16 protein-coding genes are annotated in these 13,244 nt (G+C 59.6%); 1 reads left to right on the top strand and 15 read right to left on the bottom strand.

From position 1 onward, the window contains the following. The first annotated feature begins 122 nt into the window (after window positions 1–122). Complete coding sequence (gene uraA / locus AC50YL_RS26715) at window positions 123–1,430, top strand: uracil permease (RefSeq protein WP_494835988.1); 1,308 nt, start codon at window positions 123–125, stop codon at window positions 1,428–1,430. A gap of 83 nt (window positions 1,431–1,513) precedes the next feature. Here the strand turns inward: uraA and AC50YL_RS26710 are convergent, their stop codons facing one another. From AC50YL_RS26710 to AC50YL_RS26640, 15 genes are all read right to left on the bottom strand, one after another. Continuing rightward, window positions 1,514–1,999 (bottom strand): hypothetical protein, encoded by a 486-nt coding sequence (locus tag AC50YL_RS26710; RefSeq protein ID WP_494835986.1) that lies wholly within the window; start codon window positions 1,997–1,999, stop codon window positions 1,514–1,516. 55 nt (window positions 2,000–2,054) lie between these two features. Further along, complete coding sequence (locus tag AC50YL_RS26705; RefSeq protein WP_494835985.1) at window positions 2,055–2,483, bottom strand: hypothetical protein; 429 nt, start codon at window positions 2,481–2,483, stop codon at window positions 2,055–2,057. Beyond that, complete coding sequence (locus AC50YL_RS26700) at window positions 2,480–2,626, bottom strand: hypothetical protein (protein WP_494835983.1); 147 nt, start codon at window positions 2,624–2,626, stop codon at window positions 2,480–2,482. The genes AC50YL_RS26705 and AC50YL_RS26700 overlap by 4 nt, the downstream gene beginning before the upstream one ends. Before the next feature lie 32 nt (window positions 2,627–2,658). Then, window positions 2,659–2,811 carry a hypothetical protein gene (locus AC50YL_RS26695; RefSeq protein WP_494835981.1) on the bottom strand — a complete coding sequence of 51 codons (153 nt, stop codon included), beginning with the start codon at window positions 2,809–2,811 and terminating at the stop codon, window positions 2,659–2,661. Window positions 2,812–2,825: 14 nt separating this feature from the next. Continuing rightward, the gene (locus AC50YL_RS26690; protein WP_494835980.1) at window positions 2,826–3,716 is read right to left on the bottom strand and encodes a hypothetical protein; all 891 of its coding nucleotides are present in this window, start codon (window positions 3,714–3,716) and stop codon (window positions 2,826–2,828) included. A gap of 16 nt (window positions 3,717–3,732) precedes the next feature. Next, window positions 3,733–4,680 carry a type II secretion system F family protein gene (locus AC50YL_RS26685; protein WP_494835979.1) on the bottom strand — a complete coding sequence of 316 codons (948 nt, stop codon included), beginning with the start codon at window positions 4,678–4,680 and terminating at the stop codon, window positions 3,733–3,735. After that, window positions 4,665–6,125, bottom strand: coding sequence for an ATPase, T2SS/T4P/T4SS family (locus AC50YL_RS26680; RefSeq protein ID WP_494835977.1), 1,461 nt, complete (start codon window positions 6,123–6,125; stop codon window positions 4,665–4,667). Before AC50YL_RS26680 ends, AC50YL_RS26685 begins: the two co-directional genes overlap by 16 nt. Beyond that, entirely contained in the window at window positions 6,125–6,988 is an 864-nt protein-coding gene (locus AC50YL_RS26675; RefSeq protein ID WP_494835975.1) for a CpaE/TadZ family protein, read from the bottom strand. The genes AC50YL_RS26680 and AC50YL_RS26675 overlap by 1 nt, the downstream gene beginning before the upstream one ends. Next, a complete protein-coding gene (locus tag AC50YL_RS26670; RefSeq protein WP_494835974.1) occupies window positions 6,985–7,710 on the bottom strand; it encodes an SAF domain-containing protein in 726 nt (241 codons plus the stop codon). Before AC50YL_RS26670 ends, AC50YL_RS26675 begins: the two co-directional genes overlap by 4 nt. Window positions 7,711–7,885: 175 nt before the next feature. After that, window positions 7,886–8,557 carry a polymer-forming cytoskeletal protein gene (locus AC50YL_RS26665; RefSeq protein ID WP_494835973.1) on the bottom strand — a complete coding sequence of 224 codons (672 nt, stop codon included), beginning with the start codon at window positions 8,555–8,557 and terminating at the stop codon, window positions 7,886–7,888. A 12-nt stretch (window positions 8,558–8,569) separates the two neighbouring features. Next, window positions 8,570–9,259 carry a hypothetical protein gene (locus AC50YL_RS26660; protein ID WP_494835971.1) on the bottom strand — a complete coding sequence of 230 codons (690 nt, stop codon included), beginning with the start codon at window positions 9,257–9,259 and terminating at the stop codon, window positions 8,570–8,572. A gap of 194 nt (window positions 9,260–9,453) precedes the next feature. Then, window positions 9,454–9,804 carry a type II toxin-antitoxin system PemK/MazF family toxin gene (locus tag AC50YL_RS26655; RefSeq protein WP_125664969.1) on the bottom strand — a complete coding sequence of 117 codons (351 nt, stop codon included), beginning with the start codon at window positions 9,802–9,804 and terminating at the stop codon, window positions 9,454–9,456. Between the two features lie 2 nt (window positions 9,805–9,806). After that, on the bottom strand, window positions 9,807–10,088 hold the full coding sequence (locus AC50YL_RS26650) for a CopG family ribbon-helix-helix protein (RefSeq protein WP_090644307.1): 282 nt from the start codon (window positions 10,086–10,088) through the stop codon (window positions 9,807–9,809). Between the two features lie 309 nt (window positions 10,089–10,397). After that, the gene (alr, locus tag AC50YL_RS26645; RefSeq protein ID WP_494835968.1) at window positions 10,398–11,585 is read right to left on the bottom strand and encodes an alanine racemase; all 1,188 of its coding nucleotides are present in this window, start codon (window positions 11,583–11,585) and stop codon (window positions 10,398–10,400) included. Window positions 11,586–11,857: 272 nt separating this feature from the next. After that, entirely contained in the window at window positions 11,858–13,180 is a 1,323-nt protein-coding gene (locus tag AC50YL_RS26640; protein ID WP_494835967.1) for an outer membrane lipoprotein-sorting protein, read from the bottom strand. Window positions 13,181–13,244: the final 64 nt, after the last annotated feature.

Raw genomic sequence — 13,244 nt, 5'->3', positions numbered from 1 at the left:
CCGATCGCCTGCGAAGAAGCCAAGCGCCGAAGCTCGATGGAGAAAGTCCTTGTCAACCCGCACTAGACTATGTATTATCGATAAAGTTGCGCAATTACGGTTACTTGGAGGCTACCAGCACGATGAAACAACGGGAAATCGGCATTAACGAAAGGCCGCCCCTCGGTCAGAGCTTGATGCTCAGCATCCAGCATTTGTTCGCCATGTTCGGCTCGACGGTGCTCGTGCCTAACCTGCTCGGCGTCAATCCGGCGATATGCCTGCTGATGAACGGGATCGGCACGCTGCTTTATCTAGGGATCGTCAAAGGAAAAATACCCGCTTATCTCGGGTCAAGCTTCGCCTTCATCGCCCCGGCCGGCGCCGTGATCGGCAATCATGCCGCGCATGCCGACGGCTATGCCGCGGCGCTCGGCGGCTTTATCGCAGCTGGCGTCGTATTCACCGTGATCGCCTTGATCATCCAGGCGGCAGGGACCGGTTGGATCCATGTTCTGTTCCCGCCGGCCGCGATGGGCGCGATCGTAGCCGTCATCGGGCTCGAGCTCATTCCCGTCGCCGCCGGCATGGCCGGCTGGATCAAGTCCCCCGGCGCGGCGGCTGCGGACGCGTGGACGCCCGATTCGTCCGCGATCACGATCTCGCTCGTTACCCTGCTCGTTACCGTGCTCGGCTCCGTGCTGTTTCGCGGCTTCATGCGCATCATTCCTATCCTGGTCGGGATCGCCTGCGGCTACCTGCTCGCTTATTTGATGGGCTATACCTCGTTTGATGCCGTGGCGGACAGCGGATGGCTCGAAGCGCCGACCTTCACGCTGCCGACCTTTGAATGGGCCGCGATTCTGACGATCGTGCCCGCGTCGCTCGTCGTCATCGCCGAGCACATCGGCCACTTGATCGTGACCGGCAATATCGTGCAGAAAGATCTGTCCAAAGACCCCGGGCTGCATCGCTCCCTGCTGGGCAACGGCGTATCGACCGTCATCTCGGGCTTTCTCGGCTCCACGCCGAACACGACGTACGGCGAAAACATCGGCGTGCTCGCCATCACCCGCGTCTACTCGACCTTCGTGATCGGCGGCGCCGCGGTCTTCGCCGTGCTGCTGTCTTTTCTGGGCAAATTCTCGGCGTTAATCTCCGGGATTCCGCAGCCGGTCATGGGCGGCGTCTCACTGCTCTTGTTCGGCGTCATCGCCGCCTCCGGTCTTCGCATGCTCGTGGAGTCGAAGGTCGATTACAGCAAACCGACGAATTTGTACCTGACGACCGTCGTGCTCGTAACCGGCTTGAGCGGCGCCAAGATCACGATCGGCGACTTCTCCTTGTCGGGCATGGCGCTCGCGACGGTGACCGCGATCGTGCTCAGCTTGCTGTTCAAGTTGTTTGAAATCACGCGGATGTCCAACGATACGGAAGCTTCCGGTCATTGATGCTTAACCTCCTCATCCCGCGGGGAAGAAAGAGGCCGAGCGGTTAATCCGCCGGCCTTTTTCATGCGCTTCGATGACGGCAGTCAATTCGACGTCAGCTCCGCCGTGCCTTTGATCGTCCACTCGATCGGTTCGATGACGGCAAACGCGCGCGGGTACACCATTCTGGCGATGAGAACGACGCCCGGACGATGCAGCGTCACCTCGTAATCGTACGTGTCGTTCCGGTACGTGTACGGAAACGATCGGTCATCGTTGATGACTTGAAAATCCACGATCTCCACCCGTTCCTTCCAATACGTGCCCGGCAGCGGTCGGCCATCCTCGTCGAGCTGCAAATTGCGCTGCAAATACAAGCCCGCTTCCGCGCGGGCGGCCGTTGCGTCGATATGCAGCCTTCCGTCTCCCAATGCGGCGGCATCGACCTGCTGGGCGGCGGCATGGGCAGCCCGGTTGACGGCATGCTTGCCTTGAAACAAAGCCGCCACGGCCATCTCCTCGTCCGTTTGCAGTGCATGCAGCAGCATCCAAACGACGGCCATCAGCATCACGAGCACAAGCTTGTACATGGTCGCGAATTCCTTTCCTGTGGCTCCATCAAACGACTCTATCTGGCCGAATCGGCTAATCGGGCACGAATTCGCTCATCTTCGTGCCCGCCGCCTGCAATCTATCCTCGGCCGATGGCGGTTCCACGCCGATCAACCGGTCGATGTTAAAGAGTCCTTCGACGGGATAACTCGCCGTCACGGACAGCGGCGCTCCCCGGGGAAGCGGCTGAGCCGGGTTCATCGCGTCCGCCCCGTTATCCGAGGTGACCTCGAACGCGATCGATTCGGGCTTCAGGCCGAAGGAGGCCAGCCGCTGCTTCGCTTCCTGCAGCATCGCGTCGTCGATGTAGCCGTAATCGCCGCTTGCCCCGACTTCCAGCAGATAGTCCACTTCTTGCTGGAGAACGGCTTGCCGCACGATGAGCACATGTTTGTAAATAGGTGAAAACAAGAACCAGCACATCATCGCGGCAAGCAGCACGAACACGAGCAGGCTTTTCACGGGCTCATCCTCCGAATGCCGTCGCTCATATGGCCGCCGGACCGCTCCAGCTGCCGGTTCATCCCTTCGTCGCCGCCCGTCACTTCGCTATACACCATGATGGCGACGATAATGAGCAGCAGCGTCATGAGCAGGGAACGCATCGCGTCGCCTCCTTTGTCGAATGCGGATCGGCTTACGGGGTAAGCAGCGTGCTGATCTTCGTGTTGGCGGAATCTCCTTGCGACTGGATCTGGGCCTTCGTTCCCGTCGTATCCTTGGCGACGATGGCATTGAACAGCAGAATGACGACGACCAGCATCATCACGGTAATCAAAATATTGCGCATGCGCGATCACCTCCTTAATTGAGTGATTGGAACAGCTTTTGTCCTTCCCGAACCCAAGGAAAGATAAAAATCTGAAACGTGTACAGAATGGGAATGCCGGCCAGCACGAACAAAAAATACGACGTCGATTCCTTCCGGCTGTCCTTGGCGAGCTCCAGCTTCTCCTTGTAGTCCTGGATGCGCTCGCGAAGCAGCTCGTAATACTGCTCGCTCTCATGCAGGCGAAGCGAATCGACGGTCTCGACGAAGCTCAGCCCTTCTTCCGTGCCGAGCCTCAGCTTGAACCGCCGCAGCGCGCCCTCCGCGTCGTGGTACCATTCGCCGAGCAGCGTCTGCAGATCGCCCCGCATCGTGCGGGTAAACGGCAGGCAGCGCATCAGCTTCGTATGGATGTGAAGCGAAGAGCCCGCCAAATAGAGCAATTGATTGCTGATTGTATAAATCTCCTTGGTCATCCGTTCCGCGCGCGTCCTGCGAATCGCTTCCAGCCATGGTTGATCCCAGAGCAGCAGCAGAACAAGCACGGCCAGGGCCAGCGGAGGCGCGAAAGCCGGCAAAGCCGCGAGATGCAGCTTCATGGCGCCGTATACGACCGCGGTCCAGACCGGCGTTCCCGCGAGGACGATTCTGCGGAACAGCAGGTAGACCGCCGCGTCGCCCGTGAATCCGCAGCCGGCCAGCAGCCGCTCCCGCTCCTTGAAGACGGCGGAGCCGCGGTTCAGTCTCGCTGCGCGAAGCCAGCGGTCGCTTACCGTATGCGTCCGCCATTTCAATAACGCCAAATGCGCGAACCGCGGCCGCTTGAACGACACGGCTTTAAGCAGCGAAGCGACAAGCACGATTCCGAGCGCATACTGAACGGCGAGCGCCGCCCACATCAAGGCGATGCCCAGTTCGTTGTTCATCGGAGGCAGGCTCCTTTCACATTTTTTTGCGGGAAAGCCATAATCCCATGACGAAGGACAGGAAGATCATGACCGCGGCGTTCAGCAGCATGTTCCGCCCCCCGGGATCAAGCACGTAATACTTGTAGGCATTCTCCGGATTGTAGTGAAAATTGATGCCTACGAACAGCAGCAGAAACAGGATCGGCGAGAAATTGGCCAGACGGATTTCCAGGAGCTTGTTGCGATCCTGCTGATTGGTTCTGCGCGCCTTGCGCATATCCGTGATCAGATCCTTCAAGTTAGCGGCGATCGGATGGCCCTCCGCCAAGCCCGCCCGCACGATATTGATAAAATAGTCCGCCCATACATGGCCGAGCGACGCCGCGAATATTCGGAGACTCGCCTCGTCGTCTCCGCGCACCGAGATGTTCCGATATAATTGCTCGAAAACCGCCTGCATGGGGCCGAGCATCCGCTTCTCCTCCACCGTGCGCTGCAGCGCCGTGCGGATCTGCCTGCCCCCGCTCACCAGACAGCATTGGTAGAACAGTTCGATAGCCGGCAGGAAATCGATGCGCGTCTTCATTTGGCGATGCACCTGCATCGTGCGGAGCAGCATATACGGAAGCGCCCCGAGAACGCCGCCCAGCAGCAGCAGGCCCTTCGCGCTTCGGAAAAACATCGCGCCGAACGCCGCGCCGACCAAAAACAGCATCAGGCTGAGCACGACGACCGAGCCCGGCCGCAGGCTGATTTGAAGCGACTCCAGCAGCTCCGACAAATGACGGTACGCCCGGTCGAACCGCTGCAAATATCGGGACAGGCGCTCCTCGAACCGCTGTTCTTTGCGGTAGCTGAGCCTGCCGATTACCTGCTGGCGCTGCAGCCATAGATCCAGCAGGCTGCGAACGGCGACGAACAGCGTGCAGAACAAGGCCGCGGCGAACGTATACAAGCCGAGCTGCATCATGAGGCGCTCCACGCTCCGTTCTCCAGCAAGCCGGAAGCGGCAGCGCCGCCGATGCTTAATCGGCCGTCATGATCTAGTTCCGGCCAGGCAGCCATCCCTTCCTCCCGCGCGCCGGAGTCCAGCCTGGCCAGCGACGCCTCGGAAGGCGGACGGGGATATCGCCATTCCCCAGCTTCTTCATCGAATATCGCCCAATCCCTCACGACCGGCCCTCCGTTCTCCCAGCTGATCTCCGCCAGGCGGACCAAGCGGCGCTTGCCCCCGGTAAAACGCATCTCGATGCCGACTTGCGTGACGTATTCCGCGATCCGCTTCGTTAACCGTTCCGGGTTCATGCCTCGGCCGTCCAGCATGCACATGTCCGCGATGGCTTCCGGCACGTCTTCCAGCGTATTGGCATGCAGCGTCGTCATGCTCCCCGCGTGTCCGCGGGTACAGGCACGGACGTAAATATTCGCGTCCTCGTCCCTTATCTCGGCATGGATAATCCGCTGCGGGGACTGCCGGAGCGCCAGCTTGAACGCTTGGACCGAGCGATGCAGCGCGTCTTCCTCGTCCACCTCGTACTCGATGACGTTCTTCGCCGGAAAATCCCGCTGCAGCATCAGCTCATGCCGGCTTTCGATCGTGACCAGGCGCTCCTCGTCCGGCATCTCGCCGATCAGCGCCTTGATCAGATTCGTCTTCCCGGAGTTCGTCGGACCGATGATGACGACATTGAACCTGGCATGCAGCACCGCCAGCAGCATCATTCGGAGTCTGTCGCTGATCGTGCCGAAGGCGGGTTCGCTCAGCTGCGCCAGCCGAAACCGGCGCACCGTATAGAAGCGCAGCGTAAGCGTCGGCTTCGCCGTAAAGCCGAACCCCGTCATCGTGACCCGCGTACCGTCGCGGAGCATGACCTCCGCCCATCGTTTGCGCGGATTGATGCGGTCGTTGTTATACAGCACGAGATTCTGCTGAATCCGCTCCACCTCGCGGAGGGATTCGAACGCATAGGCGGACGGAAGCGCGACGCCATCCCTCACCTCGAATACCGCCGTGCCCACGACTTGAATCTCCTCCAGCCCTTCCCGCTTGCGCAGCACAAGCTCGAGCACGTTCATCCCGATGACCTCGGCGAACAACGCCTCCGCCAACGTCGCGTAAGGATGGCGATAGTCCGGAAGCTCGTGGATGCGCTGACGCAGCAGCCGGTCGGCGATCACGGCCAATATCCGCTCCCGATCGTCGGTATAGCCCAATACGGCGCGGTTCAAGCATTCGTTGTATTCCCGCCGCTCTTCCTCCGTCTCGCCCCGCGGCTGGGCCAGATAGGTCCTGACGTCCTCCGCCAGATGGCGGAAATCCCTCAGCGGATCGGCGCTCATCGCGGACAGCGGCGCGTCATGCCGCTCTTCCTCCGCCCACAGCTTGGCCGAATAAGCGGCCGGCGAGAAGCGTCCTTCTTTCTTCATTACGAGCTCACCCCGCCGCGATGCGTCAGCAGCTTCTTGTACCAAGGCTGCATCACGATATTCCGCTGACGCTTCAGACCGTATGCTTCGGCGATCGCCTTGGCCGGCCCTTGCATTATTTTCTTCCCGCGCTCGTCGTCCGCCAGCCATTCGTCAAGCGTTCCGCTGTCCAGCTGGGCGAGCAGCGGCTCGGTCAAAGCGAGCTCGCCCAGAAGCGGCACGCCGAGCTCATTGCAAATGTCTTTCACGTGATATCCTCCCTTACCCCAAGGCGGTTGAATGACAAGTCCTTGAAACGATGCCGCCGGTATGCCGTAGAGCGGCGAAAGCTGCTTTACCCACCGCTGGCCGTCCTCTTGAAAGTGGGACAGCGCGCCCGTCGTGACGACGATGCGCATACTCGCCCGCCGCAAAGCGGACAGCGTCGCGGCATTATCCCAGTACGCGCCGACATCGGCCACGACGATGTCGAATGTCTGCGCCGCGACCGCAAACAGGTGATCGATTTCCTCCGTGGCGTAAAATTCCGCTTGGTCGCGCAGCATGTTGCCGAACAGCACGTGCACGCCGGGCAGCCTGCGGGAACGATGCACCGAGCGAAGCAGCTTCTCCGGATACAGCGACTGCGTGGCCAGCTCCGGACGCAGCGAATCCAAAGTCACGGCCGGCTCGTCAACGCCGAGATACCGGTGCGTCTTCGCGCTCTTCAGATTGAGGCAAAGAAAGCCGACGGAACCTCCGCTCTCCTCTGCGATCCGGCAAGCCGCGGCGAAAGCGGCCGCCGACGTTCCGATATTCGGCGTCGTGCCGACGAACGCGATCATCGGCGCTCCCTCCGCGGCGGACTCGTCGGTCCGGCTCATGGCGTTCCCTCCTCCGGCGCAGCGCCGACGTCGAGCGATTCCGGCGAGTACGCGATCACGACCTTGCTTTTGCCGCCCTTGCAGAGGGAGTCCAGCTGCAGCCACTGCTCCTCCGTCAGGTTCAGATTGATATAGTCGATCATGCCGTTGGCATCGCGCCTGGACGCGTACATCGCTTCTTTATCTCCGTTCGCCATCGACTTCAAGCTGGAATCGTTCATATCGTCGATCTCCACGTTGCCCGCCGTCTTGACGGAAGCGACAGTGACGGCTTGCCGGAACAGCCGCTCCGATTGAACGGAATCGCCGGACGCGTAAACCATCACTTTATCGCCGGCCCGAATGCCGTTCGACACCGACAGGACATAGTCGCGCGGGATGCCGAACGTCGATTGGCTATGGGTCGGCAGCAGCCGGAACTTATCGACCTTCCACCGCAGCAGCGGTTCGTCCGCGCCAAGCGGAACGACGACCTCCATGCCGCTCAGCTCGTCACGGCTTAACGCCATGCCCTCGGAATACGACGCTTTGGCGATCGGCTTCATGCCCAGCATATCCGGCGTCAGCCGTTCGCCCGCGGAGACGAACCGCATGGGAACGACCACGTCGACCGTCTCCTGGAACTTCACCTGCCGCAGCTGCAGCACGTAGACGCCGTATACGAGCAGGGCCGAGAGCAGCGCAGCCGTCACGGAAATAAGGATATTTCGTTTTCTGTTCATGCCCATCCCTCCGCAGCAATCATTCACATGAGACAAAAAAAAGAACGCATGCCGGGCATGGTGCCCAAGCTTGCGTTCTTCGCATAGCGGTTGCTATTGATCTGCTCATATAATGTTGACCTCATAATAGCAGACATTATTTTAGCTGTCTACAAGAAAATGTCATTTTCTGTCGTCAGATTCTGACTTCCGCCTGAATCTGCGCGTCCCCGGCGCGCCTCAGCTGCTTGCTGTATTCGACGAGGCCGATCCGGCAGCGCGCGCCGATCGTCACATGCGAGCCGCGCACCACATCGGCCGTCGTATTCTCCAAGTAGACATGCTCCCCTTCGATCAGCTCGGCCGTCAGTGTCACGTCCCCCTGTCCGGAAAACAGCTGCTTCAGCCCGCCCCACTTACTCTGCCTTACCCGGATTCGCTTGCCGCCGATTTCCTTTGCCCTGCAGGGACCCCATGTCCGGATATCCACCTCGCCGGCGTGCAGCAGCCCGTGAATATGAAAACCGCCGCTGGAATCGAACCGCTCGGCCTCGCATTCGCCATGCGCGTCGAGCTGTCCTCTGACCCGTATCGTACGGGCGCGAAGGCTGCCCGAAATATTCAACTGGCCCAGAATATCGACCTGGTTGCCCGTCAAATCGCCATGAACGACGGCTTCCCCGATTTGCCGGTAATGCCCGATTTTCAAGGCGCCCGTTACGTCTATCGTGCCCATGCTGCGCATGGAATCGCTCTCCAGCGGTCCGAAGATCTGCGCCTCGCCCATGATCCGCACGTTATGATAGGTGCCGCCATGCGTGGAACCGCTCCCGGTGATTCTGATGTTGCGCTTCATCGTCGCATGCATGCCGATTCCTCCTTACATTTGGATTTGGCAACTCGTGCGCACCCGCGCCTGCGGATGCACGACCAATTCCGCGCCGTATTCCACGCGGTCGATCTCGCAGCCGGGTCCGATGACGACGGTCCTGCCGCGGACGGTTTCCGCCGACGTCTCCTCGAGGTCGACGATATCCGCTTCGATGACGCGGACGCGCGCATGCGCCTGCCAGCCGTCCGGGAGCAGCGACTCGATCAGGCGTCTCACTCCGCCTTTGCCCGCATGCTTCACCGTAATGCGCTCCGCTTTGATGCCTTCCGCCTGCAGCGGTCCTTCCAGCATCATCTCGATCTGCTCGCCCGTCAGCCAACCGTCGACGATGAGGGCGCCTCTGGCCTTGCTCTGCTTGATCTCGCAGTGCCCCTTCACCCTCACGTAGCCGTTCATTGCGAAGCGATCGGCCTGCAGCGGCCCGTTGACGGTGATCTGTCCTTCCAGGTGGGCATCCCTCGCCTGCAATCCTCCGTGACAGGTCAGCTTGCCGTTCGCGTCCAGCCGTTCCTCCGCGCGGATGCCGCCCGCCGTCGTCATGCCGCTCGCCTCGAAGCCGAAGCAATCGATCGGACCGTTGATTTTGCAGACGCCCTCCATTTTGACATTGTAATATTCTCCGCCGGCAGCATTGCCGATGCCCGCGATTTGCAGATCGGGACGACTTGTCGTTCTCATAGCGCATTCCTCCGATATTGGCGTTCTTATGATTCCATTATGCGCTTCGTACGTATGGGAAGACAGCGGCGGGAGAAGGAACTTGCGCTCCTCCCCCAGACGGATGGAACCGCGCGCCAGTGCCGGACATCGGCAAATGAACACAAAAAAGAGCCCCCGCAAGGGCTCGATTGCCGTTCATTTCGTAAAAGAGCTTAAAAATCGATAAGACCGACGCTGATCTGGAGCGCTTCGTCCACCTTGCGCATCGTTTCGTCGTCGAGGTGCGTGATTTTGTCGGTGAGCCGCTGCTTATCGATCGTCCGGATTTGCTCGAGCAGCAGCACGGAATCCCGGTCGAATCCGTGGGACGCCGCGTCGATCTCGACATGCGTCGGCAGCTTCGCCTTCTGGATCTGGGCCGTGATGGCCGCCACGATGACGGTCGGACTGAAACGGTTGCCGATATCATTTTGAATAACCAGAACAGGACGCACGCCGCCCTGCTCGGAACCTACGACAGGTGACAAATCCGCAAAAAACACATCGCCGCGTTTAACGATCAAGCTTACACCCCGCTTACGAGTCGGCCGAGCGTGTCGCCGGCATCTTCCTCCGCTTGAAAAGCTTCCGAAGCCATTACCAGGTTAATCTTGGCCATCTCCAGATAGCCCCGCTGCATTGAATCCCGAATCTGACGCTTCTTCCGTTCAATCAAATACAGTTTCATAGCCTGACGAATAAATTCGCTTCGGTTCGAGTTTTCTTTGGCGACGATTCCGTCGACTTCCTCCAGCAAATGATCCGGTAAACTGATCATAATCCTTTTGGTATTTTGCAAATTGGCCACCGAACTCGCACCTCCAAAACATTTCCAGCAAGGTGAAACGGCCGCCGCCGTCCTTAAGAAGGCGAAACGCGTTTCATCCCGGAGCAATATAAGCCTACAGACAGGAAAAAAAGGCTTATATTTCAAAAAACAGTAACAGTATGTCATTGTTTGGTCCGTATTATACACCCTCATATGTATGCAACCCGTATATCAAGTATGCTGCATCCACGTGTACCTACGAAGGCCCCAAACAGTATTGGCTAACTTACATTATTCGCGCTTAGACGATAAAATCCTCTTGCTCCAATCAAATCTTGCGCATGAAATTTATTCCTTCGCGCGCAGCAACGGATTCGACGCGGCCGCGATCTCCCCGCCGCGCTTGTAGACGCGCGGCACCCGGGCCGCGATCATGCAGGTCACTTCGTAATTGAGCGTGTCGAGCTTCTCCGCCACTTCTTCCGCCGTCACGACGGCATCGCCCTGCGCGCCGATCAGCACGACTTCCTCGCCGTTCGCGACCGGATGCCCGGCCGATACCGGATCGAGCGCGATCATGCACTGGTCCATGCAAATCGTGCCGAGCACGGGCACGCGCCGCCCGCGAATCAGCACTTCCGCTTTGCCCGTCAGCATGCGGCTGAACCCGTCGGCATACCCGACCGGCAGCGTCCCGATCAGCTCCTTGCCCGAGGTAACATACCGCGTGCCGTAGCTGATGCCCCAGCCCGAAGGCGCTTCCTTGACCATCACGACCTCGGTCTTCAGCGTCATGACCGGCTTGAGCGCGATCCGGCTGTTATTCACTTCCGTTGACGGATAAAGGCCGTACATGCTGATGCCGAGTCGCAGCATGCCGCCGCCCATCTCCGGCGTATCGATGCCCGCCGCGCTGTTCGCCGCGTGGATGATCGGAATCGTTAACCCCTCGGCCTTCAACCGTTCGACAACGGCGCCGAACCGTTCGTGCTGCAACCGCGTATAGCTCTTATCCGCTTCGTCGGCCCGCGCGTAATGCGTGAACAAACCTTCCACATATAAGTTCGGAACCTGCATCGCCGAGCGGATGAAAGGAATCGCCTCGTCCGGCAACCGGCCGAGGCGTCCCATGCCCGTGTCGATCTTCACGTGAACCGCGAGCTTCTTGCCGTTGCCCGGCAGCGCCGCGGCCGCTTCGACGATATCGTCGCGGAACAGCGCGATCGCGATATCCGCCTCGCGCGCGATATCCAGTCCCTCCGGCGGCACGTAGCCCAGCACCAGAATATTCGCTTTCACGCCCGCCTGCCTGAGTTGAAGCGCTTCATCCAGGAAGGCGACGCCGAGGAAATCGACGCCGCAGCGTTCCGCTTCCCTTGCCACTTCGACGGCGCCATGGCCGTAGGCGTTGGCCTTCACGGATGCCATGAGCAGCATGCCCTCCGGAATGGCCGCGCGAAAAGCCATCAAATTATGCTGCAATGCATCCAGCGATATCTCCGCCCGAGTCGGGCGATAATAGTCAGCCGTTGTCAACTTGCCCCACCTTCATTTCCAAAAAGTAAACGCCCCCCAGCGAAGATGGGCAGGCGTTTATCTCAAAATCCAAGCATGCATAAGTTTCACCTTATCTGACGCGCTTGCATTTCTCCGGAATGAAACGGGCCGCGCCGCCGAAAATCGGACAGTGCGGACCGTTTCACCTTGTTTACCCCATAACCTTTATGTTAACCGTTCGCGCAAGGGGCTGTCAATGAATTGACGTTCAATCGCGGCGGGCAAGTGTTGGAAACCCGGTATTCAAGCCGTTATTTGGACATTTCGCCTTGGACGGACTGCGCGACTTTGGTCATCTCTTGTTCGGGCATATTCGCGCTCGTAATCCGGAATTCCGTGCCCTGGTAGGTCCATGTGAGCGTCTTCTGCTCGTCGCCGCTGAGCAAGCCGTAGGTGAAGCCCAAGTCTTTCAGCTCGCCTTTCACCGCGGATACGGCGACGTCCCTCGGCTGCGTCTCGATCAACGTGTAATCGTAGGTTCCGGAGTAGCGGATCATGATGCCCGGGTTGCCGCCGAAGACGATGCTTTGATTGTCTACCTCCGACACGCCGTCCGGGAAGTACGTCGGATCCATGCCCGTGAAAGTGCCTTCGGCATTGTCGGCAGGCGCAATCGCGCCGTCCGAATCGTCGTTCGCCGCATTCTCGTTCGAGGCATCGCTGCCGCCGTTATTCGCGTTCGTGCCGGCGTTTTCATCCGGATTGTCGGCGTTCGCGCCGGCATTGTCCGTATTCCCGCTCGTCGCTTCGTTATCCGGATTATTGGCGTTGCTGCCGTTGTCCGGCGACGCGGATGCATTGTCGCTGCCGGCGTTTGCGTTGCTGCCGCTGTCCGGTGACGCGGATGCGTTGCCGCTGCCGGCGTTTGCGTTATTGTCCGCGGCGTTCGCATTGCTGTTGTCCGGATCCGCCATCGTCGGCTGATCGCCGCCCGCGGCCGGGGTGCCCATGTTCTTTTGCGTATCGAAGACGCTCTTCTCGAGCTTGGAGCCGAATTTGAAGGAATCGAACTTGACGGAAACCATGACCGCGTTGTTGGCGTCGCTGACCTCCACCTTGTTCGGGGCGTAGTCGGATTTGTTCAGCCAAATCTTCTGCCGGGCCAAGGAGCCGTTCTGGTAATTCGCCATGACGTCGAACACATACGCGTCGTTGTCGATCGCGAACTGACGGGAGTTGTCCAGCAGGATGCTTTGCACGAGCGTCTGGTACAGGTACACTTGGCCTTGATTGGCCGGCCAGTCGCTTTGGAAGCGGAACACCTTGTTCAACCGCGGCGTAAGCACGAACACCCCTTCGTCGTTGCGGAGCACGATTTGGGTGATGTCCTTCTTGGCGTTCGTGAGCGCGATCCGGTAGTACGACGGCTTCTGGAAGGAAACTTCCACTTGGTACTCGAGCGGCTGCTGGCCCGTAAACAGCGTCATGGTGCCTTTGCCCGTATAGCTGTCCAGACCGCTTAACGTTTTGTCCAATTCTTTGACAACCGATTCCGCGTCCTTAGTCCCGCAGCCTGCGAGCACCGCCGTGAGGCAAAGCAAGATCGCTGCAATGAAACTGAATCGACGACGCATGAGATCAACCCCTCATCACAATTTTTAAACGTATCCGGAGGTGTACGGAGCCGGGTGCGGATAT

Source organism: Paenibacillus sp. J22P277 (assembly GCF_059383675.1).
This window is presented reverse-complemented; position numbering and strand designations above follow the sequence as displayed.

Excerpts from the sequence above, each read along its gene's own strand:
- AC50YL_RS26710 (WP_494835986.1), bottom strand. The coding sequence starts at position 1,999 with ATGTACAAGCTTGTGCTCGTGATGCTGATGGCCGTCGTTTGGATGCTG.
- AC50YL_RS26660 (WP_494835971.1), bottom strand. The coding sequence starts at position 9,259 with ATGAGAACGACAAGTCGTCCCGATCTGCAAATCGCGGGCATCGGCAAT.
- AC50YL_RS26665 (WP_494835973.1), bottom strand. The coding sequence starts at position 8,557 with ATGCATGCGACGATGAAGCGCAACATCAGAATCACCGGGAGCGGTTCC.
- AC50YL_RS26675 (WP_494835975.1), bottom strand. The coding sequence starts at position 6,988 with ATGAGCCGGACCGACGAGTCCGCCGCGGAGGGAGCGCCGATGATCGCG.
- uraA (WP_494835988.1), top strand. The coding sequence starts at position 123 with ATGAAACAACGGGAAATCGGCATTAACGAAAGGCCGCCCCTCGGTCAG.
- AC50YL_RS26695 (WP_494835981.1), bottom strand. The coding sequence starts at position 2,811 with ATGCGCAATATTTTGATTACCGTGATGATGCTGGTCGTCGTCATTCTG.
- AC50YL_RS26690 (WP_494835980.1), bottom strand. The coding sequence starts at position 3,716 with ATGAACAACGAACTGGGCATCGCCTTGATGTGGGCGGCGCTCGCCGTT.
- AC50YL_RS26700 (WP_494835983.1), bottom strand. The coding sequence starts at position 2,626 with ATGCGTTCCCTGCTCATGACGCTGCTGCTCATTATCGTCGCCATCATG.
- AC50YL_RS26670 (WP_494835974.1), bottom strand. The coding sequence starts at position 7,710 with ATGAACAGAAAACGAAATATCCTTATTTCCGTGACGGCTGCGCTGCTC.
- AC50YL_RS26680 (WP_494835977.1), bottom strand. The coding sequence starts at position 6,125 with ATGAAGAAAGAAGGACGCTTCTCGCCGGCCGCTTATTCGGCCAAGCTG.
- AC50YL_RS26640 (WP_494835967.1), bottom strand. The coding sequence starts at position 13,180 with ATGCGTCGTCGATTCAGTTTCATTGCAGCGATCTTGCTTTGCCTCACG.